This is a genomic window from Streptomyces sp. NBC_00400 (assembly GCF_036048035.1).
Taxonomy (GTDB): Bacteria; Actinomycetota; Actinomycetes; order Streptomycetales; family Streptomycetaceae; genus Streptomyces.
This window is the reverse complement of sequence record NZ_CP107940.1, coordinates 2,984,001-3,009,129: the sequence shown is the minus strand read 5'-3', so window position 1 is coordinate 3,009,129 and position 25,129 is coordinate 2,984,001. Positions and strand designations below refer to the sequence as shown.

23 protein-coding genes and 1 pseudogene are annotated in these 25,129 nt (G+C 70.7%); 17 read left to right on the top strand and 7 right to left on the bottom strand.

The genetic code is table 11. The features are described from left to right. Window positions 1-97 precede the first annotated feature (97 nt). Entirely contained in the window at window positions 98-1,087 is a 990-nt protein-coding gene (locus OHS81_RS13125; RefSeq protein WP_328384960.1) for a DMT family transporter, read from the bottom strand. Between the two features lie 69 nt (window positions 1,088-1,156). Here OHS81_RS13125 and OHS81_RS13120 point away from each other — a divergent pair, with 69 nt between their 5' ends. Continuing rightward, window positions 1,157-1,759, top strand: a complete 603-nt coding sequence (locus OHS81_RS13120) for a TetR/AcrR family transcriptional regulator (RefSeq protein WP_328384959.1) — start codon at window positions 1,157-1,159, stop codon at window positions 1,757-1,759. 34 nt (window positions 1,760-1,793) lie between these two features. Here OHS81_RS13120 and OHS81_RS13115 read toward each other — a convergent pair whose 3' ends face one another. Further along, on the bottom strand, window positions 1,794-3,365 hold the full coding sequence (locus tag OHS81_RS13115; protein WP_328384958.1) for an FAD-dependent oxidoreductase: 1,572 nt from the start codon (window positions 3,363-3,365) through the stop codon (window positions 1,794-1,796). A gap of 38 nt (window positions 3,366-3,403) precedes the next feature. On the opposite strand from OHS81_RS13115, the gene OHS81_RS13110 reads away from it, so the two are divergent. Next, window positions 3,404-4,084, top strand: coding sequence for a TetR/AcrR family transcriptional regulator C-terminal domain-containing protein (locus OHS81_RS13110; protein ID WP_328384957.1), 681 nt, complete (start codon window positions 3,404-3,406; stop codon window positions 4,082-4,084). 87 nt (window positions 4,085-4,171) lie between these two features. Here OHS81_RS13110 and OHS81_RS13105 read toward each other — a convergent pair whose 3' ends face one another. Genes OHS81_RS13105 through OHS81_RS13095 form a run of 3 tightly spaced genes read right to left on the bottom strand, consistent with a single transcriptional unit; the run spans window position 4,172 to window position 7,655 of the window. Then, on the bottom strand, window positions 4,172-5,326 hold the full coding sequence (locus tag OHS81_RS13105) for an acyltransferase family protein (protein WP_328384956.1): 1,155 nt from the start codon (window positions 5,324-5,326) through the stop codon (window positions 4,172-4,174). Continuing rightward, entirely contained in the window at window positions 5,323-6,678 is a 1,356-nt protein-coding gene (locus tag OHS81_RS13100; protein WP_328384955.1) for a polysialyltransferase family glycosyltransferase, read from the bottom strand. Before OHS81_RS13100 ends, OHS81_RS13105 begins: the two co-directional genes overlap by 4 nt. After that, window positions 6,678-7,655: a glycosyltransferase family 2 protein gene (locus OHS81_RS13095; RefSeq protein ID WP_328384954.1), complete on the bottom strand. Its 978-nt coding sequence runs from the start codon at window positions 7,653-7,655 to the stop codon at window positions 6,678-6,680. The genes OHS81_RS13100 and OHS81_RS13095 overlap by 1 nt, the downstream gene beginning before the upstream one ends. A 187-nt stretch (window positions 7,656-7,842) precedes the next feature. Between OHS81_RS13095 and OHS81_RS13090 the strand changes: the two genes are divergently transcribed. The 11 genes and pseudogenes from OHS81_RS13090 to OHS81_RS13040 all read left to right on the top strand — a co-directional run. Further along, on the top strand, window positions 7,843-9,177 hold the full coding sequence (locus tag OHS81_RS13090) for a DUF6716 putative glycosyltransferase (protein WP_328384953.1): 1,335 nt from the start codon (window positions 7,843-7,845) through the stop codon (window positions 9,175-9,177). A 56-nt stretch (window positions 9,178-9,233) separates the two neighbouring features. Further along, entirely contained in the window at window positions 9,234-10,457 is a 1,224-nt protein-coding gene (locus OHS81_RS13085; RefSeq protein WP_328384952.1) for an acylneuraminate cytidylyltransferase, read from the top strand. Window positions 10,458-10,554: 97 nt separating this feature from the next. Further along, window positions 10,555-11,484: an N-acetylneuraminate synthase family protein gene (locus tag OHS81_RS13080; protein WP_328384951.1), complete on the top strand. Its 930-nt coding sequence runs from the start codon at window positions 10,555-10,557 to the stop codon at window positions 11,482-11,484. A gap of 129 nt (window positions 11,485-11,613) precedes the next feature. Further along, a complete protein-coding gene (locus OHS81_RS13075; protein ID WP_328384950.1) occupies window positions 11,614-12,726 on the top strand; it encodes a hypothetical protein in 1,113 nt (370 codons plus the stop codon). A 139-nt stretch (window positions 12,727-12,865) separates the two neighbouring features. Beyond that, the gene (locus tag OHS81_RS13070; RefSeq protein WP_328384949.1) at window positions 12,866-14,137 is read left to right on the top strand and encodes an amidohydrolase; all 1,272 of its coding nucleotides are present in this window, start codon (window positions 12,866-12,868) and stop codon (window positions 14,135-14,137) included. 267 nt (window positions 14,138-14,404) lie between these two features. Continuing rightward, a complete protein-coding gene (locus OHS81_RS13065; protein WP_129294524.1) occupies window positions 14,405-15,436 on the top strand; it encodes a BMP family lipoprotein in 1,032 nt (343 codons plus the stop codon). 252 nt (window positions 15,437-15,688) lie between these two features. Further along, window positions 15,689-17,260, top strand: coding sequence for an ABC transporter ATP-binding protein (locus OHS81_RS13060; RefSeq protein WP_328384948.1), 1,572 nt, complete (start codon window positions 15,689-15,691; stop codon window positions 17,258-17,260). Between the two features lie 47 nt (window positions 17,261-17,307). Beyond that, window positions 17,308-18,450, top strand: a complete 1,143-nt coding sequence (locus OHS81_RS13055; protein ID WP_328391121.1) for an ABC transporter permease — start codon at window positions 17,308-17,310, stop codon at window positions 18,448-18,450. Next, a complete protein-coding gene (locus OHS81_RS13050; RefSeq protein WP_328384947.1) occupies window positions 18,447-19,727 on the top strand; it encodes an ABC transporter permease in 1,281 nt (426 codons plus the stop codon). The genes OHS81_RS13055 and OHS81_RS13050 overlap by 4 nt, the downstream gene beginning before the upstream one ends. Next, window positions 19,724-20,143, top strand: coding sequence for a cytidine deaminase (locus OHS81_RS13045; RefSeq protein WP_328384946.1), 420 nt, complete (start codon window positions 19,724-19,726; stop codon window positions 20,141-20,143). The genes OHS81_RS13050 and OHS81_RS13045 overlap by 4 nt, the downstream gene beginning before the upstream one ends. Window positions 20,144-20,252: 109 nt before the next feature. Then, window positions 20,253-20,363, top strand: a pseudogene (locus OHS81_RS13040) (divalent-cation tolerance protein CutA); the annotation flags it as partial. Window positions 20,364-20,450: 87 nt separating this feature from the next. On the opposite strand, the gene OHS81_RS13035 reads toward OHS81_RS13040, so the two are convergent. Together OHS81_RS13035 and OHS81_RS13030 are read right to left on the bottom strand one after the other, a co-directional pair. After that, window positions 20,451-20,918, bottom strand: a complete 468-nt coding sequence (locus OHS81_RS13035) for an NUDIX hydrolase (RefSeq protein WP_328384945.1) — start codon at window positions 20,916-20,918, stop codon at window positions 20,451-20,453. Further along, entirely contained in the window at window positions 20,905-21,666 is a 762-nt protein-coding gene (locus OHS81_RS13030) for a DUF5919 domain-containing protein (protein ID WP_328384944.1), read from the bottom strand. The genes OHS81_RS13035 and OHS81_RS13030 overlap by 14 nt, the downstream gene beginning before the upstream one ends. Before the next feature lie 334 nt (window positions 21,667-22,000). Between OHS81_RS13030 and OHS81_RS13025 the strand changes: the two genes are divergently transcribed. The 4 genes from OHS81_RS13025 to OHS81_RS13010 all read left to right on the top strand — a co-directional run bounded on the left by OHS81_RS13025 (window position 22,001) and on the right by OHS81_RS13010 (window position 25,005). Then, window positions 22,001-22,363, top strand: a complete 363-nt coding sequence (locus OHS81_RS13025; RefSeq protein ID WP_328384943.1) for a hypothetical protein — start codon at window positions 22,001-22,003, stop codon at window positions 22,361-22,363. Window positions 22,364-22,529: 166 nt separating this feature from the next. Continuing rightward, window positions 22,530-22,865, top strand: a complete 336-nt coding sequence (tgmA, locus tag OHS81_RS13020; protein WP_328384941.1) for a putative ATP-grasp-modified RiPP — start codon at window positions 22,530-22,532, stop codon at window positions 22,863-22,865. Then, window positions 22,865-23,833, top strand: coding sequence for an ATP-grasp ribosomal peptide maturase (gene tgmB / locus OHS81_RS13015; RefSeq protein ID WP_328384940.1), 969 nt, complete (start codon window positions 22,865-22,867; stop codon window positions 23,831-23,833). The genes tgmA and tgmB overlap by 1 nt, the downstream gene beginning before the upstream one ends. Beyond that, entirely contained in the window at window positions 23,830-25,005 is a 1,176-nt protein-coding gene (locus tag OHS81_RS13010) for a methyltransferase domain-containing protein (RefSeq protein WP_328384939.1), read from the top strand. Before tgmB ends, OHS81_RS13010 begins: the two co-directional genes overlap by 4 nt. Window positions 25,006-25,129 lie beyond the last annotated feature (124 nt).

Below are 25,129 nucleotides of genomic sequence, written 5' to 3'. Positions count from 1 at the left end.
CGTTGCCTCTAGCTCTCCTGGCTCTCCCCGGTCCTTCAGGAGTTCCCCAGAGCCCCTGGTCCGCCGGACCGCTGTCCCTTTGTTCTTTCCGGACGGATCACCGTCCCGGGCGCCCCACCCCCCTCAGGCGCCCGTCCCCGGCACGAGGCCGTACGAGCGGATGCCCGCTGGTACGGCCTCGTGCGCGTGGGGGCGGATGCGCGGCGGGGGCCGCGGCCGGGGGCGTCGCTCCGCGGCGCACGAGCGCGACCGCCGCGAGGCCGACCGCCAGCCCGGCGGCGGTCTGCGGGCCGAACGGTTCGCCGAACATGGCGGCTCCCCACAGCGCCGTGACCGGCGCCATCAGGAACATCAGCGTGTTCACCTCGGTGACGCCGAAGCGCCTGAGGATCAGCCAGTACAGCCCGTACCCGCCGAAGGTGGACAGTGCCACCAGCCAGCCGACCGCGACCCAGAAGGAGAGCGCGGCGGGCGGCCGCACGGCGCCGGTGCCGGCGGCGAGGGCGGTGAAGAGGACGGCGCTGGTGGTGCAGTGGACGGTCATCGCGACCGACGGCGCGACCCGGGTGCGCGAGCGGCCCTCCAGGAAGGTGGCCGCCACCAGCGAGGACATGCCGAGGAACGGGACGAGATACGCCCACCGGCTCACCCCCGCCCCGGCGGCCGCGTCGGCCGTGGTGACCAGGACGACGCCGGCCAGGCCCAGGCACAGCCCGAGCCACTGCCGGCGGGAGACGTACTGGTGCAGCACCGGCCCGGCGAGCGCCCCGGCCACCAGGGGCTGGGTGCCGTCGATCAGGGCCGTGGTGCCGCTGGAGACCCCGAGCTGGATCGCGGAGTAGACGGTGAACAGATAGCCGCTCTGGGACAGGGCGCCGATGGCGGCCTGCCGGGCCAGGTCCCGTGCCGTCAGGTCCCGCCACGAGGCGCGGGCGGCGGTGGCCGCCACGAGGGCGAGGACGGCGGCGAGCGGCAGGAACCGCCACATCAGGAGCGTGGCCGCGGGCGCGCTGCCCGCGCCGAGCTTGGCCCCGATGAAGCCGGAGCTCCAGCACAGCACAAAGGCGGCCGAGAGCAGGAAGTGCATGCCATCCCCCTTCGGTAAACCGATCTGTATACCTCTCCTTTCACTATACAGATCGGTATACTTTTTGCCATGGGTACTCCTTCGCAGACACCACGTCGGATCACCATGACGCCCGCCGCGCGCCGCGCCCTGGCGGCCGCCGAGCGGCTGTTCTACGAGCGCGGCATCCATGCGGTCGGGGTGGATCTGATCGCGGCCGAGGCCGGGGTGACGAAGAAGACCCTCTACGACCGGTTCGGCTCCAAGGAGCAGATCGTCGTGGAGTACCTGGCCGACCGCGACGAGCGCTGGCGGGCCTTTCTGGCGCCGTATCTCGACGCCGCGGGGCCGGCGCCCGCGGCGGGGATCCTGGCCGTCTTCGACGCCTCGCGGGACTGGTCGGCCGAGCACAGCGCCAAGGGGTGCAGCATGGTCAACGCCCACGCCGAGATCAGCGATCCGGCCCACCCCGCGTACGCGATCATCACCGCGCAGAAGCAGTGGATGCTCGCGCTGTTCACCGATCTGGCCGCGGCCGCGGCGCCCGGCCGGGCCGAGCGGCTGGGCCGGGCGCTGATGCTCCTGCACGAAGGGGCCCTGGTCGCTCACGGCCTGGACATCTTCCCCGACCCGATCGGCCGGGCCCGGGACGAGGCGGGGGCGCTGCTCGCGGCCGGGGGCGCGGGGTCGTGACCGCGGGCCGGACCCCCGCGCCGGCCGGTGGCGCTCAGCGGGCCGCCGCCACCGCGCCCGCGCCGAAGTACGTCCCCAGGGCCGCCGCCACCTGGGCCGTCGCGTCCTCGGGCGGGGCGGCGAGAGCGAGGTAGCCGTCGGGGCGGATGAGGAGGACGGCGGGGTCCGGGCCGTAGGCGTCGCGGATGTGGCCGTCGGTGTCGATCAGGTCGGGGGCCGGGCCGCCGACGCGGACGAGGCGCAGCAGGGCCGGATCGGCGGGCAGGGTGCTGTCGTCGATGCCGGTGCCGCCCAGGTCGAGCAGGGTGAAGTGCGGGCCGCGGAAGGCGTCGAAGAGCCGGGCGGGCGTGCCGTCGGCCGTGGTGCACGGGGCGTCGGGGGCCCGGTCGCCCGCGGCGGGGATGCCCTCGGCGAGGTCCGTGCGCAGCTCCCGGGTGAGCGGGCTGCCGGGGTAGCCGATGCCGAGCTGGTGCAGATCGCGGCCGCGGCGCATCTCGCGGGTGCGGTGCAGCCGGGTGCTGGTGTCGAGGATGCTCTCGGCGATCGGGCGGCGCTCGGTCTCGTAGGTGTCGAGGAGGCTGTCGTCCGCGCCCTGCCGCAGCACCTGGCCGAGCTTCCAGCCGAGGTTGTAGGCGTCCTGGACGCTGGTGTTCAGGCCCTGGCCGCCCGCCGGGGAGTGGATGTGCGCGGCATCGCCGGCCAGGAAGACCCGGCCGGTGCGGTAGCGCTCGACCAGGCCCGCCCGGGGGCGGAAGAGGGAGGACCACAGGACCTCGCCGATCTGCGCGGCGTCGAGGTGGGTGTGCGCCGCGAGCTCGGCACGGACCGACTCGGGTGAGGTGTCCGGTGTGCCGTCGAAGCCCGCGATCATGGTCTGGAAGTAGTCGGTGCCGGCCAGCGGGAGAAGGCCCGCGAATCCGCCGGTCGGCAGCTCCCAGCGGTGCCAGTGGTCGCGGTCCAGGCCGTCCACCCGGAGGTCCGCGAGCAGTACGGCGACCGGTTCCAGCTCCGGACCGCTCATCTTGACGCCGAGCGCGCGGCGTATGGTGCTGCGCCCGCCGTCGGTGGCGACCAGATAGGCCCCGTGCACGGTGCGCTCCGCCCCGTCGGCGTGCCGCAGACGGGCCGTCACGCCGGCCGAGTCCTGTTCGAACGTGGTGAGTTCGGTGCGGAAGAGGACGTCTCCGCCGAGCTCTCGCAGTCGCGCGTACAGCAGCTCCAGGTTGCGGAACTGCGGCAGCATCAGGCCGTTGGAGTACGGCGTGGCGGGCGTCGGGTCGACCCGCTCGATCATCTCGGTGACGTCGACGATTTCGCCGTTCTCCCAGAGGGCGGTCCTCGGGTAGAGGCTGCCGGCCGCGAAGGCCGCGTCCACCAGTCCGAGGTCGTCGTAGACCTCCTGGGTGCGCGGCTGCACGCCGGTGCCGCGGGCGCCGGGCGAGAGGCGGTCCTGCCGCTCGACGAGCAGGGTGCGCAGGCCGCGGCGGGTGAGGTCGATGGCCAGGGCGAGGCCGGTCGGGCCCGCGCCGGCGATCAGTACGTCGACCGTCGTGCCGTCGTGGGGCAGGGCGGCGCCAAAGGTTTCCTTAACGTTGTTAAGTGCCATGTTCACGAGAATGGCTTTAACGGTGTTAAGTTGTCAACATGGTTTCGCGCATCGACCGGAAACAGGTCGTGGACACCGCACTGCGGCTGCTGAACGAGGTCGGCCTCGACGGGCTCACCCTGCGGGGCATCGCCAAGGAGCTGAACGTCCAGGCCCCCGCGCTGTACTGGCACTTCAAGAACAAGCAGGAACTGCTGGACGAGATGGCCACCGAGATGACCCGGCGGATGACCGGGAGCCCGGAGGACGGCGGGCTCGGCGCGGGCCCGCACGACGGCACCTGGCAGGAAACGCTGCTCGACAGCTGCCGGAGGGTGCGCCGCGAACTGCTCGGCTACCGCGACGGCGCCAAGGTCTTCAGCGGTACGCGGATGACCGACGGCACCGCCGCCGCCGGGGCGCTCGAATTCCTGATGACCTGCCTGACGGGAGCGGGCTTCACTCTGGATGCGGCCGCGCAGGCCTGGTGGACCGCGTACAACTTCACCGTGGCCGTGGTGATCGAGGAGCAGTCGGTCCACCCCGTGCCCGGACAGCGCGAGATCCGCGATCCGGCCTATGACCTGCCTGAGCGCGAACGGCAGCTCGGGCCGGAGTTTCCGCTCGCGGCGCAGGCCGGCCAGGTGATGTTCGGCGATCTGGAGCGGAGCTTCGAGGCCGGGCTGCGGATCGTCGTCGCGGGCATCGAGGCCGTGTTGGGGCCGGAGGCGCGGGGCTGAGTGCGGCGGGGGCGGGCGGGCGGCCGTAGCGCCACGGACGCCGCCCGTCCGCCCGCTCTTCCCTCGTCCGCCCGTCCGGGCCCGGCCTCAGCGCCGTGGGTCGATCGACCGCCTCAGGACGGGCGTCAGCGGACGCTCGACGAAGCGGTGCAGCACCCACGCGAGCAGCAGCATCAGCCCGACGGTCAGTATCAGCGTCGCGTACGACGGCAGCCCGAGGCCGTGGTGCAGCGCCCGCACCACGACCCAGCCCAGGTGCTCGTGCACGAGGTAGAACGGGTAGGTCAGCGCGCCGGCCACGGTCAGCCAACGCCAGTTCGCCCACTGCAGCTTGCCCAGGGCGACCGCCGCGACCAGGGCGAACCCCAGGGTGACGACGGCGATGATGACGGCGGTCGAGCGGTAGGAGAACGCGGTGGCCGACGGTGCGTGCCACAGCCCGGCGACCGCGTAATGCTGGCCGATCAGCCAGCTGACCAGCACGATCGCCCAGGCGACCGGATCGCGGGCGCCGTAGCGGTGCAGCAGGTACAGGCCCACCCCGCCGATGAAGAACGGGGCGTACTCGGGCATCAGCACGGTGTCGAGGAAGGGCTCGTGGGCGGCCTGCGCGAGCGCGGCCGCCAGGGTCCAGCCCGCGCAGAAGAGCACGACCCGGCCGCGGGTGGCACCGGGCAGGACGACGCAGAGCGCGAAGAGGGCGTAGAAGCGCATCTCCGCCCAGAGGGTCCAGCACACCCCGAGCACCCGGTCCACGCCCAACGGCTGCTGCAGCATGGTCAGATTGGTCAGCACCTCGCTGGGCGGCAGCGCTTTGTAGGCGACCCAGGGGAGCGCGAAGACCGCGGTGACCAGCAGGATCGCGGCCCAGTACGCCGGATAGAGGCGGGAGACGCGGGAGGCGGTGAACGCGCGCAGCGTCCGGCCGCAGCCGCTGAGGCAGATCACGAAGCCGCTGATCACGAAGAAGATCTGCACGCCCAGACAGCCGTAGGCGAACAGCGGCGCGGCGGTGGGGAATTGATGGGCGGGCGAACCGCCCCAGGCCTGCGATATCTCGCCGTTGCGGCCCCCGAAGTGGTACGCGGCGACCATCAGCGCGGCGAGCAGCCGCAGCCCGTCCAGGGCGCGCAGCCGCGAGGGTCCGGTGCGGCTGCGCCCCCGTATCGCGGGCTGTGGGGCGGTGGTGACGACATCCGGCGCGGCGGGCGGCGCGCCGGTCGTCAGCGGGGACGTGGTCATCCGAAAGCGGCCCGCTTCTTCAGCCGCCGCTGCACCGCACGCGCCCGGCGCGCGACCTTGCGGACGGTGGGATTGCGCGGCAGGAACGACAGCTGGGAGGGGATCGCGCCGGGCAGCGCCAGCGCGGTCAGCCGGCGGCGCTTGAAGTAGCGCCAGGTGACCTGGTCGAGATGCGCCGCGAGGTAGCGCTCGGCGGCCGGCCGCAGCTGCGGATAGATCTGGTGCTGCATCGCATAGCCGACCGCGGCGACCAGGCCCTCGATGCTCTCGGGGGTGGCGAAGGCGCGCGGGCGCTCGCTGCGGTCGCCCAGGTCGGGCACCAGCGCGTCCACGATCGTGACCGGGACGCGGTTGCTGTTCTGGTACGGGGTGAGCCGTTCCAGCAGCAGGCCGGTGCCGGTCCGCGCGGTCGGCAGACCGTAGAACGTGGCCGCCGTCAGCAGCGCGGTGGAGAAGCAGCCGACGACGAGCGCGGGCCGCATCCGCTGGTAGAGCACTTCGGCGAGCACCGGGGTGTCCAGCACGGTCAGCGCGATGTCCAGCTTCCCGGCCTCCCGCTCCAGCAGCCGTGACCAGCGGGCCGGCGCGGACGGGTGCGGTTTGAAGACGATCTCGCGGTGGCCGCGCTCGGCGGCGCCGCGCACCATCCGCACATGCAGCTCCTCTTCCTCCTCCGGAGTGAGGATGCCCAGCGCGGAGAGGTACTGGCCGAGCAGTAGCGCGGCGCCCTCCGGGACCGCCACCTCGCCGCTGGCGTCACCGAGTTCGGCCAGCACCTTGGTGAAGGCGTCGGTCGGTACGGTCTGCGCCGCGACGTCGAACTCGGTGAGCAGCAGCGGCGTCAGGCCCGGCACCAGGTCCAGGTGCAGCAGCCGGTTGATCCGGGTGCCGATCAGCGGGTCGAGCTTGTTGCGGGTGGGCCCGTAGCTCATCAGGCCGTCGGCGTAGACATCGATCGGCGCGTCCGGGAACAGCTGGGCGATCGCCAGTGCCGGGTTGACCTGGATGGACTCCACGACCAGCTCGATGTGGTCGTCGCCCAGGCCCCACAGCAGCCGCAGATGCCGCTCCCACAACGGGGCGTCGTCCGAGCGCGGCGACCAGCCGCCGGGGTGGAACGGGCTGATCGTCTCGTTCCACGACAGCACCCGGTCGAAGCGGCCGCGCAGCGGCTCGAAGCCGGGCATGGTGTCCAGCGACGCGCTGGTCTCCGGGGTCGTGGCGTTGTTGCTGAGCAGCAGCAGACGGCGGTCGGCCGGTGCGAAGCAGTCGGCGTCCAGCGCGGCGGCGAGCGTCGCCGCACCGTAGAGCGTGGACGCCATGAAGATCTGGGTACGCGGGCGGGTGGACATCAGGCGGCCACCTCCGCGGGGACCGGGCGACGGCGCAGCCGCCGCAGCCGGGACGCACGCTGCACATCCATCGAATCCAGGGCTTCCTTCAGTACGTCCTGCGGCATGCGTTTCAGGGCCGCGGCGCTCATCGCGCGCAATTTACGGGCGACCTGCGGTTCGAAACGTTCGATCGAACCGAGGTGGTGGGAAATGATCGCGCAATAGGTGCGCACCGCCTTCGGCAGCAGAAGATCCGCATCGCGGTCCTGCGCCGTTTCCTCGATCACCTGATCGAAGGCGCGAATGAAGTCCAATTGCCGCACATCTCCGATCTGGGTCAGTGAGGACGCCACTCCGCGCCGGTAGAAAACACCGAGCAGCCCGACCACCGCCATGGACTTCGCCTCGCGGTGCAGCCGCCAGATCCACGGGCGGTCCTCCGCGGTGCGCAGCCCGTCCCGGAAATGCAGTACCCCCTCGTCCAGCAGCCGGCGGTGGTACATCCCGGCCCAGGCGAAGGCGTAGTCGACGGAGGTGGAGCGGTCGGCGGGCAGGATCACCTCGCGCGGGTCCAGCACCACCCCGCGCCGGCCGTGCGGAACACGGTGGACGCTGCGTGCGCGCGCGGTGCACTGCACGTGGTCGGTACGGACGAAGTCACATCCCAACTCCTCCATGGCGCCGAGGAGTTGAGGATAGTAACCGGGCGCGAGCCAGTCGTCACCGTCCAGGAAGGTGAGGTACTCGCCGCGGGCCGCGTCCAGGCCGGTGTTCCGGGCGGTGGCCAGGCCGCCGTTGCGTTCGTGCCGCAGCACTCTGGCGCCCGGCAGCTCGCGCCCGGCGCGCGCAAGAATCTCCGGGGTCTCGTCGCGGGAACAGTCGTCGACGAGCAGGAATTCAAAATCTTCGCGGGCGTTGGCCGCCAGGCTTTTCAGGGTGTCGGGCGCGTATGTCTGCACGTTGTAGAACGGCACGATGACGGAGAGCTTAACCACCCGGGTGACGTTAGGTGCGCGGGCGGCATTCGTCTTTACCGGACGCGGGCCTCAAGGTGAACGAAGAATGGCGGGATGGTTAACCAGGTCGACAATCGGGCTGGTTAGCCATTCGTCGACCCGCTGTTAACCCTTTGTTGCGACCCAGTTGGCCCGCCAAACGGAATGGCTTCCTAGCGTCTTCGACGTGCCATCACGTACCCACTCTTCGCCGCGGGTCGCCGTACTCGCCGACTCGGATACCCGATGGAAATGGGGCGCTTTGACAGCGTACCGAATCCAATCGGACATCCGGCTCGACGGCTACCTTCTCCGCGGCCGCGCCACTCCCACGGTCCGACAGCTTGACGAGGTCGGCGCCCGTGCGGACGCGCTGCGCGAAATCAGGGGCGTCGACTTCGTCCGGTCCGTCGACCGTACGCGCTACGACGTCGTCGTGCTGGCCTGTGTCGGCGGTGCGGTGCAGGCGATGCTGCACGGCCTCGCCCGCGCCTGGCGAGGAGCGCAGACCCGCCCCGTCGTCGTCACCGGCTATGTCGGTGTGGTCTACGAGAAGCTTGCCGACGGGCTGCTGCTGCGGCACGGCGCGGATGTCGTCCTCGCCAACTCCCGGCACGACGCCGACCGGTTCCGCGAGGTCTACCGCGGGGTCGGCGCCGATGACGGCAGCGTCGTCGAATGCGCCCTGCCGTTCCTCGGCGGCGACCGCTACCGCGGTGAGGGCACAACCGGCACACGGAACCCGTACACCGTGGTGTTCGCCGCCCAGCCCTCCGTCCCGGAGAGCCGCGCCGACCGGACGTACCTGCTGCGCCGGGCCGTGGAGCACGCCCGCAAGCACCCGGACCGCGAGGTGCTGATCAAGCTCCGCAGCAAGCCGGGCGAGCACACCACCCACATCGAGGAACTGCCCTACCAGAAGCTCGCCGCCAAGGCCCCCGGCGGTCTGCCGGCCAACTGCCGCCTCGTGTACGGCAACATGGGCGAGGTCCTGGACCGCACCGACCTGATGGTGACGGTCAGCTCGACCGCCGCCCTGGAATCGCTGCACCGCGGCATCCCCACCGCCGTCCTCACCGACCTCGGCATCCGCGAGGTCCTGGGCAACCACCACTTCCTCGGCTCCGGCTGCCTCGCCTCCTGGGACGAGCTGGACGCCGGGCACCGCCCGGAGCCCAAAGCGGACTGGCTCGCCCGGCAGGGCGTCGCCGCCGAAGGCGACTACGAGCAGGCCTTCGACGCCGCCCGCGCCCGGGTCACCGCGCTGCGCACCGCCGACCGGATGCCGCCGATCGCCCCGTACTACACACCCCGCACCGCCCCCGGCTACCTCCCCGGCATCCTCGCCCGGCACGGCCTGGACGCACACGGCGAGCCGATCGCCGGCTACGCGGACGCCCCCGAGGAGACCGGCGGACTGCGCCGGGTCGCCCGCGAGACGGTCCGCGAGGCCGCCCGCGGCGCCTACCGCCACGGCGTCCAGCGCGTCGCCCCCGCCATCCGCCGCTGGGGGCAGCTGTGACCCTCCCGCCGCCCGCCCGCCCCCGGAGCCCGCACGGCCCCCGGAAGGAGCCCGAAATGCCGCCGAACCCGCAGAGCAGCCCGCCGACCGTGGTGGCCGTCATCCCCGCCCGCGGCGGTTCCAAGGGCGTGCCCGCCAAGAACCTCGCCGCCGTCGGGGGAGTGCCCCTGGTGGCCCGTGCGGTCCGCGAGTGCCGCGCCGCCCGCCTGGTCACCGATGTCGTGGTCTCCACCGACGACGCCGGGATAGCGGCCGCGGCCCGCGGCGCCGGCGCGGTCGTCGTACGGCGCCCCGGCGACATCGCGGGCGACACCGCCACCAGCGAGGCCGCCGTCCTGCACGCCATGGACGCCTACGAGGCCGAGCACGGCGCCCGGGTCGACGCGGTGCTGCTGGTCCAGTGCACCAGCCCGTTCATCATCCGCGAGGACATCGACGGCGTGGCTGCGGCGGTCGTCGAGGGCGGCGCCGACAGCGCGCTGACCGTGGCCCCGTTCCACGGCTTCGTCTGGCGCGACGCAGAACCCGCGGTGGGCGGCGCGACCGCCACCGACGGCGGCCACGGCGTCAACCACGACAAGTCCTTCCGGCCGCGCCGCCAGGACCGCCCCCAGGACCTGCTGGAGACCGGCGCCGCCTACGCCATGGAAGCGGCCGGCTTCCGCGCCGGCGGCCACCGCTTCTTCGGCCGCACCGAGCTCGTGCGCACCGACCCCGCCCGGGTGCTGGAGATCGACGACCCGCACGACCTGGCCCGCGCCCGCGCGCTGGCCCCGCTGCTGGACGCCGAGCGCCCCGGCGCGCTGCCGACCCTCGACGACATCGACGCCGTCGTCCTCGACTTCGACGGCACCCAGACCGACGACCGGGTGCTGATCGACGCCGACGGACGGGAGATCGTCGCGGTGCACCGCGGCGACGGCCTCGGCATCGCCGCCCTGCGCAAGGCGGAGCTCAAGCTGCTGATCCTGTCCACGGAGACCAACCCGGTCGTCGCCGCACGGGCCCGCAAGCTGCAGGTGCCCGTCCTGCACGGCATCGACCGCAAGGACCTCGCCCTCAAGCAGTGGTGCGAGGAAGCCGGCATCGCGCCCGAGCGCGTGCTCTACGTCGGCAACGACGTCAACGACCTGCCGTGCTTCGACCTCGTCGGCTGGCCCGTGGCGGTCGCAGGCGCACACGACGTGGTGCGCGGCGCGGCCCGCGCGCTCACCGCGACGCCCGGAGGCAGCGGCGCGATCCGCGAGATCGCCGCCTGGCTGCTGGGCCCGTCCCTGTAACCCACCAAGACCCCCTGCACACCCCCTGAAAACCCCTGAACGACCCGCTCACCTGTTCCACCCGCACACCCCTGATCAACACGAAGGAATCCTCCCCATGAGCAGCAACTCCCGCCTCCGCACCCTCGGCTCCCGCGAGGCCGGCCCCGGCCGCCCCGTCTACGTCACCGGCGAGATCGGCATCAACCACAACGGCGACCTGGAGAACGCCTTCGCGCTGATCGACGCCGCCGCCGACGCCGGCTGCGACGCCGTCAAGTTCCAGAAGCGGACCCCGGAGATCTGCACCCCGCGCGACCAGTGGGACATCGAGCGCGACACCCCCTGGGGCCGGATGACCTACATCGACTACCGCCACCGCGTGGAGTTCGACGAGGACGGCTACCGCGCCATCGACGAGTACTGCAAGAAGCGCGGCATCGCCTGGTTCGCCTCCCCGTGGGACGTCGAGTCGGTCGCCTTCCTGGAGAAGTTCGACGTGCCCTGCTACAAGGTCGCCTCCGCCTCGCTCACCGACGACGACCTGCTGCGCGCCATGCGCGCCACCGGCCGCACCGTCATCCTCTCGACGGGCATGTCCACCCCCAAGCAGATCCGGCACGCCGTCGAGGTCCTGGGCAGCGAGAACATCCTCCTCTGCCACGCCACCAGCACCTACCCGGCCAAGGCCGAAGAGCTCAACCTGCGCATGATCAACACCCTGCAGGACGAGTACCCCAACGTCCCGATCGGCTACAGCGGCCACGAGACCGGTCTGCAGACCACCCTCGCCGCGGTCGCCCTCGGCGCCACCTTCGTCGAGCGCCACATCACCCTCGACCGCGCGATGTGGGGCTCCGACCAGGCCGCCTCCGTCGAGCCCGGCGGCCTGTCCCGCCTGGTCCGTGACATCCGCACCATCGAGGAGTCCCTGGGCGACGGCGTCAAGAAGGTCTACGAGAGCGAGCTCGGCCCGATGAAGAAGCTGCGCCGCGTCACCGGCGTGGTGGCCGAGGCCGAGGCCGGCGCCGAGCCGGCGGCGGTCTGACGGTCACCGGGCGAACCGACGGGAGCGATGGTGAGCTCACGTGAAGGGGCCCGCGCCGGGTCCGTCACACCTGGCGCCGGGGCCCCGCCCCAGGAGACGACGGGTTCTCCCGCCCGTCGTCTCCTGGGGGTGCCGCGGCAGCGCCCCCGGCCCGCACGCACCGGCGCGGGACCGGACGCCGCCGCCCGGGACGCCGGCACCCTCGCCTTCGTCGAGAGCCCGGTGCAGCTGCTGAACGTCCTGGAATGGGCGTACACGGCACAGGCCACCGCGCTCACCGTCGTCGTGCTCTCCCCGCAGGACCCGATGACCCGCGGACAGCTGCGCCGGATGGCCGAACTCGCCCGCGACGAAGGCCATACGGTGCGCTGGGAGGAGGCTCGCGGCGGCCCGACCGCGCCGATGCGCACCATCGGCGGGCTCACCCCGCTGCTGCGCCGCGCCCGCCGCATCGTCATCGGCGACCCGTTCTCCCGCTACGTCCAGCTGCTGCTCACCCTCACCCGGGCACGCGATCTGATCGTGGTCGACGACGGCACCGCCACCATGGAGTTCATCTCCCAACTCGCCCGCGGCGAACGGCTGGTGCGCTGGCACCGCAACGGCAGTGGACGCGGGCCGCGGGACCTCGCCTTCGCGCCGTTCTCGGCCACAGCGCGGCGTCGGCTCACCCCGGCGCCGGAGGGCGGCCGGCGCACCGTCGGCCTGTTCAGTTCGATGCCCGTCGACGCACCGCCGGGCGTCGAGGTCACCACCAACGAGTTCGCCTGGACCCGCGACCGCTTCGGCCCGCCCCGGCTCACCCGCGCCGCCGACATCGTCGGCACCTCGCTGGTGGAGACCGGGGTCGTGGACGCCGACCGCTACCTGGCCGCCGTCGCCGCCCTGGCCCGTACGCACGGCGCCACCCGCTACTTCGCCCACCGCAAGGAGAGCGCCGACAAGCTGCGCCGGCTGGTGACGGAAACGGGGCTGGAGATCGTCCGCCCCGACCTGCCACTGGAACTGATCGCCCGGCGCGGCCCCATCGGACGGCTGATCGTCAGCTTCCCCTCCACCGTCGTGCACACCCTGCCGCTCGCCCTGCTGGGCACCGAGGTCAAGGTCGCGGTCTGCGACATCGACCCGGAGTGGCTGACGGCCCACGCCTCACCACGCGCCCAGGGCTTTCTCGACGGGGTCACCGGCACCGCCCGCGACGTGCAGCGACTGCCGTTCACCCAGCGGGTGGCCGCCGGATGACAGGGCGCGGGAAGCCTTACTGCATACCCTTCGCATAAACCGTCCATGCGCCGAGCGGCCTAGATTTTCTTCCCCTAACGGGCTGAACTTTTGTTGATCGAGGGACAGTTGCCCCCTCCAGGGCCGTAACCTTCCAGGGGTGAACCACTCGATCTCCCGCGATGCCGGCACCGCCCGTACTCCCGCCGGGGACCAGCTCCCCGGCGCGCTCCCCGACGCGTTGCGCGCCGAACTCATCGGCTTCCGGCGCGACTTGCACATGCACCCCGAGCTCGGCAACCAGGAGTTCCGGACCACCGCTGCGCTCAAGGAACGGCTGGAGCGGGCCGGCCTGCGGCCCCGGGTACTGGCCACCGGCACCGGCCTGATCTGTGACATCGGTACACCGGCCGCGACGGCCGACGGACGCGCGCTCGCCGCCGACCCCGCCCGCCCCCTGCTGGCCCTGCGCGCGGACATCGACGCCCTGCCCATCCCGGACACCAAGACCGTCGACTACGCCTCGACGGTCCCCGGCCGCGCCCACGCCTGCGGCCACGACGTCCACACCACCGTCGTCCTCGGCGCCGGCCTGGTCCTCGCCGAGCTGGCCCGCACCGGCGCCCTGCCCCGCCCGGTCCGCCTGATCTTCCAGCCCGCCGAGGAGGTGCTGCCCGGCGGCGCCCCCGACGCGATCGAATCCGGCGCCCTGGAGGGCGTCGGCCGGATCCTCGCCGTCCACTGCGATCCGCGCGTCGACGCCGGCCGGATCGGACTGCGGGTGGGCGCGATCACCTCCGCCTGCGACCGGCTGGAGGTCGGCCTCGACGGCCCCGGCGGCCACACCGCCCGCCCGCACCTGACCACCGACCTGGTCACCGCCGCCTCCCGGGTCGCCCTGGACGTCCCGGCGCTGCTGTCCCGCCGGGTCGACGCCCGCGCCGGGCTCGCGGTCACCTGGGGCCGCCTGGCCTCCGGACACGCCTGCAATGTGATCCCGCAGCACGCCGAGCTCTCCGGCACCGTCCGCTGCCTCGACCTCGAAGCCTGGCGGCAGGCCCCGGACCTGGTCCATGCCGCGATCGACGAGGTCGCCACGCTGCACGGCGCAAAGTCCCAGATCACCTACGTCCGCGGGGTCCCGCCGGTGGTCAACGAGCCGGTCACCGTCCAGCTGCTGCACTCCGCGATGGCCGCCCGCCGCGGCGAGGGCGCCATCGAGGACACCGAGCAGTCCCTCGGCGGCGAGGACTTCTCCTGGTACCTCGAACACGTCCCCGGCGCGATGGCCCGCCTCGGCGTCCACCCACCCGCCGACACCACCCGCCGCGACCTGCACCGCGGCGACTTCGACGTCGACGAACAGGCGATCAAGGTGGGCGTGGAACTCTTCACGGCTTGCGCGCTGCTCGACGGGAGCCTCGCGGGCTGACGGCACCGCGGCCCGGGACCGCCGGTGGTGCGGTGCGGCCGAACTCTGTCCCCTATAAGCGGCCACTGACCGCAATGAGCGCATATCACCCCGTTCCGGCCGCGAGCCGGGACGGGCTTCGCATATCGGCCGCAGATGTTTCGCCGAGGTGCCCTACGCCTCGAATCGATAACGTCCGCGCAGTGGAGGGTTTTGCGCCAGGTCTACGCGCGTTAATCTCCGACAAGCCAGCGCCAAAGGGGGCGCTTAGAGCGAAGGGAAGGCCCCGTGCGTCGGGTCATCAGGATTGCCGCCGCGGCTACCGCCACCACGTGTCTCGCGTTCACCGCCACCGCGTGCGGACAGAGCTTCGCCGAGGCCAATCGCGCCAAGCACGCGGGCGTCGGACTGGCCTTCGACATCGGCGGCCGGGACGACCACTCGTTCAACGAGGCGGCCGCCCGCGGTACCGAGAACGCCCGGAAGAAGCTGGGCGTCAACGTCAAGATGCTCACCGCCAAGAACGGCGAGACCGAGGCGGACCGCGAGCAGCGGCTGTCGTCCTTCGCCGAGGCCGGTTACAACCCGGTCATCGGCGTCGGCTTCGCGTACAGCCAGTCCGTGCAGAACGTCGCCAAGGACTTCCCCGACACCAGCTTCGGTGTCGTGGACGCCGTGCCGCAGGGCAAGAACGTCGATGCCATGGTCTTCGCCGAGCACGAGGGCTCCTACCTGGCCGGTGTCGCCGCGGCGCTGAAGAGCAAGACCCACAAGGTGGGCTTCATCGGTGGCGTGAACAACGCGCTGATCCAGAAGTTCCAGGCCGGCTTCGAGCAGGGCGTACGCGACACCGACCCGAAGGCCAAGGTCGTCTCGCAGTACCTCTACCCGAACAACGACAAGGGCTTCAACGACCCGGGCGCCGCCAAGGCCAAGGCCGCGGGCATGACCGACAGCGGGATCGACGTGATCTACACGGCGGCCGGACAGTCGGGCGCCGGCTCGATCGAGGAGATCAGCAAGCACAAGGGCGTCTGGGGGATCGGGGTGGACTCCGACCAGTACCAGCAGCCCGGTCTGGCGAAGTACAAGAACCACATCCTGACCTCGGTAGTGAAGAACGTCGATGTGGCCGTCTTCGACCTGATCAAGAGCTACGAGGACCACAAGCCGCTGACCGGCATCCACGCCTACGACCTCAAGCACCAGGGCGTTTCGCTCGCCACCTCGGGCGGCTTCATCAAGGACATCCAGCCGCAGATCGACGCGGCCCGGAAGAAGATCATCGAGGGCAAGGTGAAGGTCAAGGAGACGCCGTAGTCAGACGCCGCAGCCAGGCGCCGTAGCCAGGGACGACGATCCGCCCCGGGGCGCCGCAGCGCCGGCCCCGGGGGGCGGTCCCCGCGTCCCCCTGTGACCTTCCGGTCCCGCTTTCTTGCTTCCTCGTCCTTTCCGCACCGTCATCCCCGAGGGGAGTGCGCCATCAACGCAGCATCCACGAGCAGTGGCCGGGCCGTCCCGGACGCCCCCGCTGTAGAACTCCGCGGAATCACCAAAAGGTTCCCCGGCGTCGTGGCCAACCACGACATCCACCTCACCGTGCGCCGCGGTACCGTCCACGCCCTCTGCGGCGAGAACGGTGCCGGCAAGTCCACCCTGATGAAGATCCTCTACGGCATGCAGAAGCCGGACGAGGGCACCATCGCGCTGGACGGCGAACAGGTCACCCTGCACACTCCGGGCGACGCCATCGCCCGCGGCATCGGCATGGTCCACCAGCACTTCATGCTGGCCGACAACCTCACCGTCCTGGAGAACACCGTCCTCGGCGCGGAGAAGCTGCACGGCATCGGCGCCGGCGCCCGCGCGAAGATAGCGGAGCTCTCCGACGCCTACGGGCTCCACATCCGGCCCGACGTGCTGGTCGAGGACCTGGGTGTCGCCGACCGCCAGCGGGTGGAGATCCTCAAGGTCCTCTACCGCGGCGCCCGCACCCTCATCCTCGACGAGCCGACCGCCGTCCTGGTCCCGCAGGAGGTCGACGCGCTCTTCGACAACCTGCGCGAGCTCAAGTCCGAGGGCCTGACCGTCATCTTCATCTCGCACAAGCTGGGCGAGGTGCTGTCGGTCGCCGACGACATCACCGTCATACGCCGCGGCACGACCGTGGCGTCGGTCGAGCCGTCCGCGACCACGCCCAAGCAGCTCGCCGAGCTGATGGTCGGCAGCGAACTGCCGTCCCCGGAGACCCGCGAGTCGACCGTCACGGACGAGGAGATGCTGCGGGTACGCGATCTCCACCTCTCCGCGACCGACTCCGACGGAGTGGTCCGCACCGTTCTGGACGGCATCTCCTTCACCATCCACAAGGGCGAGGTGCTGGGCGTCGCCGGTGTCGAGGGCAACGGCCAGGCCGAGCTCGTCGAAGCCGTCATGGGGACCCGCACCCCCGACCACGGCACCGTCGTCCTGGACGGCGACGACCTGTCCGGGGCCTCCACCCGCGCCCGGCGCGAGGGCGGCGTCGGCTACATCCCCGAGGACCGCCACCGCCACGGCCTGCTGCTGGAAGCCCCGCTGTGGGAGAACCGCATCCTGGGCCATGTCACCGAGCGGCCCAACAGCAAGGGCAAGCTGCTCGACCTGGCCGGTGCCCGCAAGGACACCGCGCGCATCGTCGCCGAGTACGACGTGCGCACCCCCGGCATCGAGGTCACCGCCTCCTCGCTCTCCGGCGGCAACCAGCAGAAGCTGATCGTCGGCCGCGAGATGAGCCACCACCCCAAGCTGCTGATCGCCGCTCACCCCACCCGCGGGGTCGACGTCGGCGCGCAGGCGCAGATCTGGGAACAGATCCGCGAGGCGCGGCGCGAGGGCCTGGCGGTGCTGCTGATCTCTGCCGACCTGGACGAGCTGATCGGGCTGTCCGACACCCTGCGGGTGATGTACCGGGGCCGGCTGGTCGCGGACGCGGACCCCGCCGTCATCACCCCGGAGGAGTTGGGCTCCGCCATGACCGGTGCCGCCAGCGGCCACCTCACCGCGCCGGAGGACGGCGCTTCGGAAGGCGGCGCGCCGGAAGACGGTGCGTCCCAGGACGGTGCGCCGCACGGCGCCGGCGAGCAGGGCGGTGAGCAGAAGTGAGTACCTCCACGAACAGCCCCGCCAAGGGCCCCGCCAAGAACCCCGCCGTGGACGCCATCGCCAGGAGCGCCACCCGCGACAAGGTGATCCTCGCGATCGCCGCGCCCGCCCTGGCCATCGTCGCCGCGATAGTGATCTCGTCCCTGGTCTTCCTCGCGTCCGGCGAGAACCCCTTCCGGGCCTACGGGATCATGGCCGACTACGGCCACTACAGCGACAGCCAGGTCTGGATCATCAACAAGGCGGTGCCGTACTACCTTTCGGCGCTGGCGGTGGCCATCGGCTTCCGCATGAACCTCTTCAACATCGGCGTCGACGGCCAGTACCGCCTGGCGGCCTTCGCGGCCGCCGCGGTCGGCGGGGCCATCGCCCTCCCCGGCGCGATCCAGATCATCCTGCTCATCGTCATCGCGATGCTGGTGGGCGCGATCTGGTCGGGCATCGCCGGTCTGCTGAAGACCACCCGCGGCGTCAGCGAAGTGATCACCACGATCATGCTGAACGCCATCGCCGCCTCGGTCATCGGCTACTTCCTGCAGGACGGCCGCCTCGCCATCAAGGACGGCAACCTCCTGCACACCAAGTTCCTCCCGGAATCCAGCCACTTCTTCTCCTTCCCGACCCACCCCAAGCCGGTCTACGGCTTCGTGGTGATCGCGGTGCTGGCCGGCGCGCTCTACTGGTTCGGCATCAACCGCACCCGCTTCGGCTTCGACCTGCGCGCCGTGGGCGCCTCCGAGTCGGCCGCCGAGGCCAGCGGTGTCAGCGTCAAGCGCATGGTCGTCAGCAGCATGCTGCTGTCGGGTGCCGCGGCCGGTCTGGTCGGCATGCCCACCCTGCTCGGCGAGTCCTTCCAGTACGGCACGGACTTCCCGGCCGGCATCGGCTTCACCGGTATCGCCATCGCCCTGCTCGGCCGCAACCACCCGGTCGGGATGGCCTTCGGCGCCCTGCTGTGGGCGTTCCTCGACCGCACCGGCTCCCGGCTGGAGTTCGAGGGCTACGCGCAGGAGATCGTCGGCGTCATCCAGGGCGTCATCGTGCTCTGCGTGGTCATCGCCTACGAGATCGTGCGCCGCTACGGGCTGCGGCTGCAGCAGCGCAAGGTCGGCGAGGAGCTGGCCGCCCTGTCCCGCACGACCAACGCCGACAAGTCTGACAAGAGCGACAAGCCGGAGGTGTCGGCGTGAGTACGGACCTCAAGACCGCGACGAAGCTCGCGGTCCCCGGGAAGAGCGGGCGGCGCAAGCTGACCTACCCCTGGATCCTGCTGATCATCGCCGGCGCGCTGGTCGCGCTCTCCGTCCTGCGGGCCGTCACCGGCACCGCGGACCTCACCTCCACCGGCCAGTTCGGCGCCGCGCTGAGCGCCGCCGTGCCGATCGGCCTGGCGGGTCTGGGCGGCCTGTGGTCCGAGCGGGCCGGCGTGGTCAACATCGGCCTCGAAGGCATGATGATGCTCGGCTCGTTCGCGGCCGGCTGGGTCGGCTGGGAGCACGGCCCCTGGGCGGCGGCGCTGGCCGGCATCGCCGGCGGTGCGCTCGGCGGCCTGATCCACGCCGTCGCCACCGTCACCTTCGGCGTCGACCACATCGTCTCCGGTGTCGCGGTCAACATCCTGGCGCTCGGCGCCACCCAGTACCTGGCCACCCTGTGGTTCGGCCAGGAGGGCAGCGCGGCCATGCTGGCCGGCGGCAACGACAAGCAGTCCCCGCCGATGCCCGACATGCCGAGCTTCACCGTCCCCGGCCTGTCGGACTGGCTCAACTCCCTCGAGGGCCACCACTGGTTCCTGGTCTCCGACGTCGCCGGCATCCTCGGCGCGGCGGTCACCAACGTCTCCTGGCTGACCCTGCTCACCATCGGCCTGTTCGTCGGCACCTTCTACGTGCTGTGGCGCTCCTCGTTCGGCCTGCGGCTGCGCTCCTGCGGCGAGGCCCCGATCTCGGCCGAGTCCCTGGGCGTCAACGTGTACTCGTACAAGTACGCGGCGGTCCTGGTCTCCGGCGCCCTGGCCGGCCTCGGCGGTGCCTTCCTCTCCATCGGGGTGCACTTCTACCAGGACGGACAGACCGGCGGCCGCGGCTACATCGGCCTCGCCACGATGATCTTCGGCAACTGGCGTCCTGGCGGCGTCGCGATGGGCGCGGGCCTGTTCGGCTTCATGGACGCCATGCAGCTGCGCAGCGGCGGCCCGACCGTCCACGCCCTGCTGCTGGGCCTGGCGGCCCTGCTCGCGGTGATCGCGCTGCTGAAGCTGCGCGCCGCCAAGCGCACCCAGGCCGCGCTGTCGGCGGTGGCCGCCGTCGTCCTCATAGGCTGGTACTTCCTGGCCGACACCGTTCCGCTGGAACTGGTCGAGGCGAGCCCGTACATCGCCACCCTGCTCGTCCTCGCCCTCTCCGCCCAGCGACTGCGGCCCCCGAAGGCGAACGGCAGGCCCTACCGCCGAGGACAAGGCATATGACACCACCGGTGCCGGTCGACTGGACCGCACTGCGCGCGCAGGCCCGGGACGCGATGTCCCGGGCCTACGCCCCTTATTCCGGCTTCCCCGTCGGCGCCGCCGCCCTCGTGGACGACGGCCGCACGATCGCCGCCTGCAACGTCGAGAACGCCTCGTACGGCCTCGCCCTCTGCGCCGAATGCGGCCTGGTCTCGGCCCTGTTCGCGGGCCGGGTCGACCCCACCGGCCCGGCTCCCCGCCTGACCGCCTTCACCTGCGTCGACGGCACCGGCGCCCTCCTCGTCCCCTGCGGCCGCTGCCGCCAGCTGCTGTGGGAACACGGCGGCCCGGAGCTCCTCTGCGACACGGCGTCCGGCATCCGCCCGCTGTCGGAACTGCTGCCGGATGCGTTCGGGGCGGGGCATCTGAGGGGGTGACGGGGGCGGGTCGCCTCCGCGGGTACGGGTGCCCGGGGAGTCGCGAGCGTCAAGCAAGCGGCTCCACCCTCGCCACCCACCCACCGTTCCGTGAACGGAGGTCGAGGCGCATCTGCTCAAGCACCACCCCTGGCAGAACCCGGAAGTCTCCGCAGTTCCGATCGTTGCCGGGGCGCACGCGCATCTTCACTGGCTGGAGACGACCACGGCATCGGGCTGATCGGCTCCTCTGTGAACACGGTGAGGCGGTCGGAGGTGACCTTCGCGTTCCGCCCTGGCGAGGGAAGCGATATCTCCGCATGGCCATCTAACGGGCAGCAGGCATATTGCCGTCGCGCCAGTCGTTCACACGCTTTCGGATGCTGGGAACCATCGGGAGCGCGTCGATTTCTCCGGGGTCGAACCAGCGGACGTCCGTTGATTCTTCGGACACTGCGAGTTGGCCGCTGACCGGTCTCGCCAGGAAGCAGACGGAGAACTCTTGGCGTACCTCGCCATCGTCATAGGCGAAGACGTGCCCGGGATGGGTGTAGGTGCCGACGATTCCCACGACCTCGACATGGAACCCGGTCTCTTCGCGGGTCTCTCGAATCGCGCAGTCCGGCAGCGACTCGCCAATATTCATGGTGCCGCCGGGAAGCGCCCACATGTCGTTGTCGCGCCGACGTTGAAGCAGAATGCGCCCGGATTCGTCGACAACGACGGCGGATGCCGCCGGAACCAAGCTGTTCGCGGCGGGGGCATCAGGGTCGTCCTCGTAGTCACGCCTGCCCATGGCCGTCGCCTCCCCACACCGGGGTGCCCCTGCCCCACAGTTCTTCCACGTGCGCGGCGAAGCGGTCAAACATGCCGTCGTCCTGGTGGCGACGTAGATGCAGAGTGGGTGCATCGTGCCCAACACTGTGCGTCAGCAACGGCGTAACGATCATGTCGTCATCGAAGCGGAACACGGACAAATATGCGTGACCGTCGCTGAACCTCGCATCGATTCCTGACTGATTTCTGATCTTGTCCAGCTCGGCGAGTGTCACGCGAATGCGCGTCGACAAGGTGAGTGCGACGTTTTCATCACGCTCACGCGAACGCGTGAGGTCGCTTTCAGGGTTGCCGAGCAGAAATCGAACTCGGCACCCCCGGGCGGCCTTTCGCTGTAATGCTGCACCGAATCGCGCTTGTTCGAGCCACAGGAAGTAGTTGGTGTATCCCGCGAAGGTCAGCTCGCGCTCGGCCTTGGTGATCAGTGACCGCCACAGAGAGGCCGGGCAGGCGGACCTATACGGATAGGCGGAAATGATTTCGCGATCCGGACCGACCTTTATCGCTTTCTTTGCGGCTGTTGGCCACAACACCACTTCGCCCTCTCCGAGTGCTTCACAGACAGCCCACCGGTGCCGGGCGTGGGGAACTCTCCCGGTTTCAGTGATCCATCGGCCGACGGTCTTGATGTCGACGCCGCACCTCTCGGCTAATTGGCGATCCGTCAGGTGCGCCCGAAGGAGGGCGCGGCGTAGTGCTTCGTTCACAAGTACCCCTTGGGACGTTAGGCACGCTTCACGCGGTAGGTCTTCTCCGTGTCTAACGGTCGGGGAGCGGAGTAGGAACGCGCCACCAGGCGCGGAAGCGTGAGGGGCGAGAGCACGGGCCCGTGACGCTGTGGGAACGGCGAACGTCGGAGGCCGTGGCCACCAACCGCTGGGAGGTTAACGACATGCCCCGAAACACCGCGAGAGCGGTCATGCCGCTGTTGCGGCTGCCATGGCCCTCGCGAGGACGCCATCGGTCCGCCGGCTTCTTGTCCGCGGCGTACGGAGCCAACGCCCGTCCGGGCTCGCCTCACGGAGCGGAGGTGGCGGGCTGATGAGCCCCACCGGCACCGCGCGGCTCCTGCCGTGGTCGAGCCCGGACGGGAAGCCGTGCTTTGTCTCCGGTGACGGGACCGGGTATGTGTCTCAGCTCGCCGACGACGTGGAGGCGGCACAGCTCGACTTCGCCGCCGAACTCATCGATGAGGCACGCCGCATTCTTGCGCTCCGGACATGGACGCCCGGCGAACTGCACTGGCTGACCGTGGAATTGACCAGTGCCCTCGCTGACGTGCACCGGGTGGCGGAGAGCAGAGGTGCACGTCTGTCGGCGCCGGACGACGGCCCTGACGCAGACGACGCACCGGACGACGGCGACCGTGCCAGGCCACTGCTTCCCGCGGAGGCGTTCGGATGATCCGGGCACGTGCGCGGTGTGTGGTCATGGCTGCGCCGGGAGGCGAGGAGCCCGGGGCCGGTGGGTGAGTCGGCAGAGCTCGTACCGGGCTGCTTGATGTGCGGGTGCGCACTCCCACCGAAATCCATCACCGATCCATCCACCGAGAATCAAGAAAGGGGAAGCCATGCCCATCACAATTGAGGACAGTCCGCCTGCCCGGCCGGTACTCGACGCCCCGGAACCGCGGCTCCCGTTGAGCACCGACGGGTCCGCGTCCCTGCCGGAGCTGTCGGACCATGAAGGACCGGCACCGTTCGCGTTCCGCTTCCTCACCCCCGTCGCGGCCACGGGCGGCATCCTGCCGAGCGATGTCGAGTACGACGAGGAGTCGCAGACCGGCGTCTACGAGGACCTGCCGCCGGGTGTCTACATGACCAAGAACCCGCCGAAGACCTATGGGCCGACAGCGCCCACGGGCCAGATGGACGCGCCGGACGACCCCGGACCGAGCGACGACTGATGACGGGCGCCGGGCACGTTCTCATCCTGGCGGGTCGCTTCGACCCGACCTGCGATCTGGTGGTTGAGGAGCTGAACCGGCGCGCCGTGCCCGTCTTCCGGGCCGATATGGCCGAGTTCCCGCTGAGGCTCACGCTTGCCGCGAGCCTCAGCGGGAACCGCTGGCACGGCACGCTGACCAACGACCGCCGCACTCTTGACCTCGCGTCGGTCCGCTCCGTTTACTACCGTCGCCCGACCCGTCCGAAGTTTCCTGAGCAGATGTCCGTCGAAGCACGCAAGGTCGCCGAGACGGAGGCCCGTTGGGGCTTCGGTGGACTGCTGACGGCTCTACCGTGCCGGTGGCTGCCCCCACCGGGAAGAGCGGCGGATGCCGAGTACAAGCCGCTGCAACTGCGCATCGCGGCTGACGTGGGACTAAGGGTTCCCCGCACCCTCATCACCAACGACCCGGATGCGGCAAAGGACTTCGCCGACTCCCTTGGCGGTCCGCTCGTGTACAAGCCTTTCTTTCATGTGCGTGGCACGGTATGCGGGCAGACTGCTGCCGTGTACGCGAGCATCGTCGACCCCGAGGACCTGCCTCACGCGGACATCGCGACCACCGCCCACATGTTCCAGGAGTGGGTACCCAAGGCGTACGAGGTGCGGTTGACGGTCATGGACGGCCAGATCTTCGCGGCCGAGATCCACGCCGACTCCGACGCTGGCCATATCGACTGGCGCAGCGATTACGAAAGCCACGCCTACAAGATCTGTGACCCGCCGCCCGAGGTGGCCACCGGGGTGCTGCACATGCTGGACCGGCTCGGGCTGCCGTACGGCGCGTTCGACTTCGTGGTGACGCCGGAAGGGCAATGGCGATTCCTGGAAGTGAACCCGAGCGGACAGTACGGGTTCATCGAGCAGGCGACCGGCCTACCGATCACGGCCGCGTTGTGTGACTACTTGGAAGGGACCGGCCAGTGACGAGCATCCTCGACGATGAACAACGCTTGATCGGGGCGCGCATGTTGCTCACCCAGCAGATCGACCGCGGAAGCGTGGTGCTGTCGTCACCGCTGGCGGAAGCGTTTCTCAATGTCCCCCGTCATCCGTTCGTCCCCGTCTTCTACCGGCGCGAGGGCGAACGGTTCCTCCCCTGGCGGATCACCGACGGCGACGCGGAGGCATGGCTCGACGCCGTGTACACCGACGACTCCCTCATCACCGAAGTGGACGGTGTCCACGCCGAGCAGGCCGGTACCGGCGGCGTGACCGGCGTGCCCACGTCATCGTCGACCGCGCCGAGCCTCATGGTGGACATGCTCGACGCCCTCGACGTGAACGAAGGCAATGACGTCTACGAGGCAGGCACCGGCAGCGGCTACCACGCCGCGATGCTCTGTCGTCTCGCCGGCGACAAGCACGTCACCACCGTGGACCGCTCCGACACCCTCACGGCCTTGGCCCGTGAACGGCTCAACGGCCTCGGCTTCGACCCGCTCGTGATCCACGGCGACGGTGCACGGGATGTCCCGCCCGATGCGATGTACGACCGCATCATCGCCACGGCCTCTGTACGACGCATCCCACCCTCCTGGCTGGAACGTTGCCGCGTCGGCGGCATCCTGGTCATCCCCCTCAAGGGCACGCTCGCCGGCGGAATGATCGCTCGGCTCACGAAGCTGCCGGATGGCACGGCCGCCGGCCGCATCCTGCACACACCCGCCGCCTTCATGCCGCTCAAGACCGGCACCGAAGACGAGGCGCAGGTACCCGAGATCCCTGACGGTCCATGTCGTGATGCTGGACTCTCCGGGCGTGCGCTGGATGACTGGACGTTCTCGTTCTTCGCTCAGCTCCACATGCCTCGCGGCCTCCTCCGCACGTACGGCCGGAACGACGTCGGCCTGCACGTCACGACGCTGTACGACCCTGCGGACGGCTCGGCGGCCCGCGTTGAGGACATGCCCGAAGGGGCGCCGTTGGTGACCAACGCCGGACCGCGCGACCTGTGGAGACCAGTCGAAGAAGCCCATCGGCGATGGCGGCAGCTCAATCGGCCACGCCGTGAGTGGTTCAGCATCGAAGCCACCCCCGTTCGGCAGGCGGTGACCTACACGGCGCCGGACGGGCAGGTCCACCGCTGGACGATGTAGCCGAGACCGGCGGCACCGGTGACAAGAGGCAGACAGCGTGCAGCCCGCACCGCCTCCGGGGCGGGCCACCGCCCGCCCCTCCCTGGCCACCCCGCCATCTATGCGTGTAGAACGTACCTACCCG

Coding starts and splice junctions, on each gene's coding strand:
- tgmA (WP_328384941.1), top strand. CDS start 22,530: ATGCCCATCACAATTGAGGACAGTCCGCCTGCCCGGCCGGTACTCGAC.
- OHS81_RS13110 (WP_328384957.1), top strand. CDS start 3,404: ATGGTTTCGCGCATCGACCGGAAACAGGTCGTGGACACCGCACTGCGG.
- OHS81_RS13120 (WP_328384959.1), top strand. CDS start 1,157: ATGGGTACTCCTTCGCAGACACCACGTCGGATCACCATGACGCCCGCC.
- OHS81_RS13025 (WP_328384943.1), top strand. CDS start 22,001: ATGAGCCCCACCGGCACCGCGCGGCTCCTGCCGTGGTCGAGCCCGGAC.
- OHS81_RS13125 (WP_328384960.1), bottom strand. CDS start 1,087: ATGCACTTCCTGCTCTCGGCCGCCTTTGTGCTGTGCTGGAGCTCCGGC.
- OHS81_RS13045 (WP_328384946.1), top strand. CDS start 19,724: ATGACACCACCGGTGCCGGTCGACTGGACCGCACTGCGCGCGCAGGCC.
- OHS81_RS13080 (WP_328384951.1), top strand. CDS start 10,555: ATGAGCAGCAACTCCCGCCTCCGCACCCTCGGCTCCCGCGAGGCCGGC.
- OHS81_RS13085 (WP_328384952.1), top strand. CDS start 9,234: ATGCCGCCGAACCCGCAGAGCAGCCCGCCGACCGTGGTGGCCGTCATC.
- tgmB (WP_328384940.1), top strand. CDS start 22,865: ATGACGGGCGCCGGGCACGTTCTCATCCTGGCGGGTCGCTTCGACCCG.
- OHS81_RS13035 (WP_328384945.1), bottom strand. CDS start 20,918: ATGGGCAGGCGTGACTACGAGGACGACCCTGATGCCCCCGCCGCGAAC.
- OHS81_RS13115 (WP_328384958.1), bottom strand. CDS start 3,365: ATGGCACTTAACAACGTTAAGGAAACCTTTGGCGCCGCCCTGCCCCAC.
- OHS81_RS13105 (WP_328384956.1), bottom strand. CDS start 5,326: ATGACCACGTCCCCGCTGACGACCGGCGCGCCGCCCGCCGCGCCGGAT.
- OHS81_RS13100 (WP_328384955.1), bottom strand. CDS start 6,678: ATGTCCACCCGCCCGCGTACCCAGATCTTCATGGCGTCCACGCTCTAC.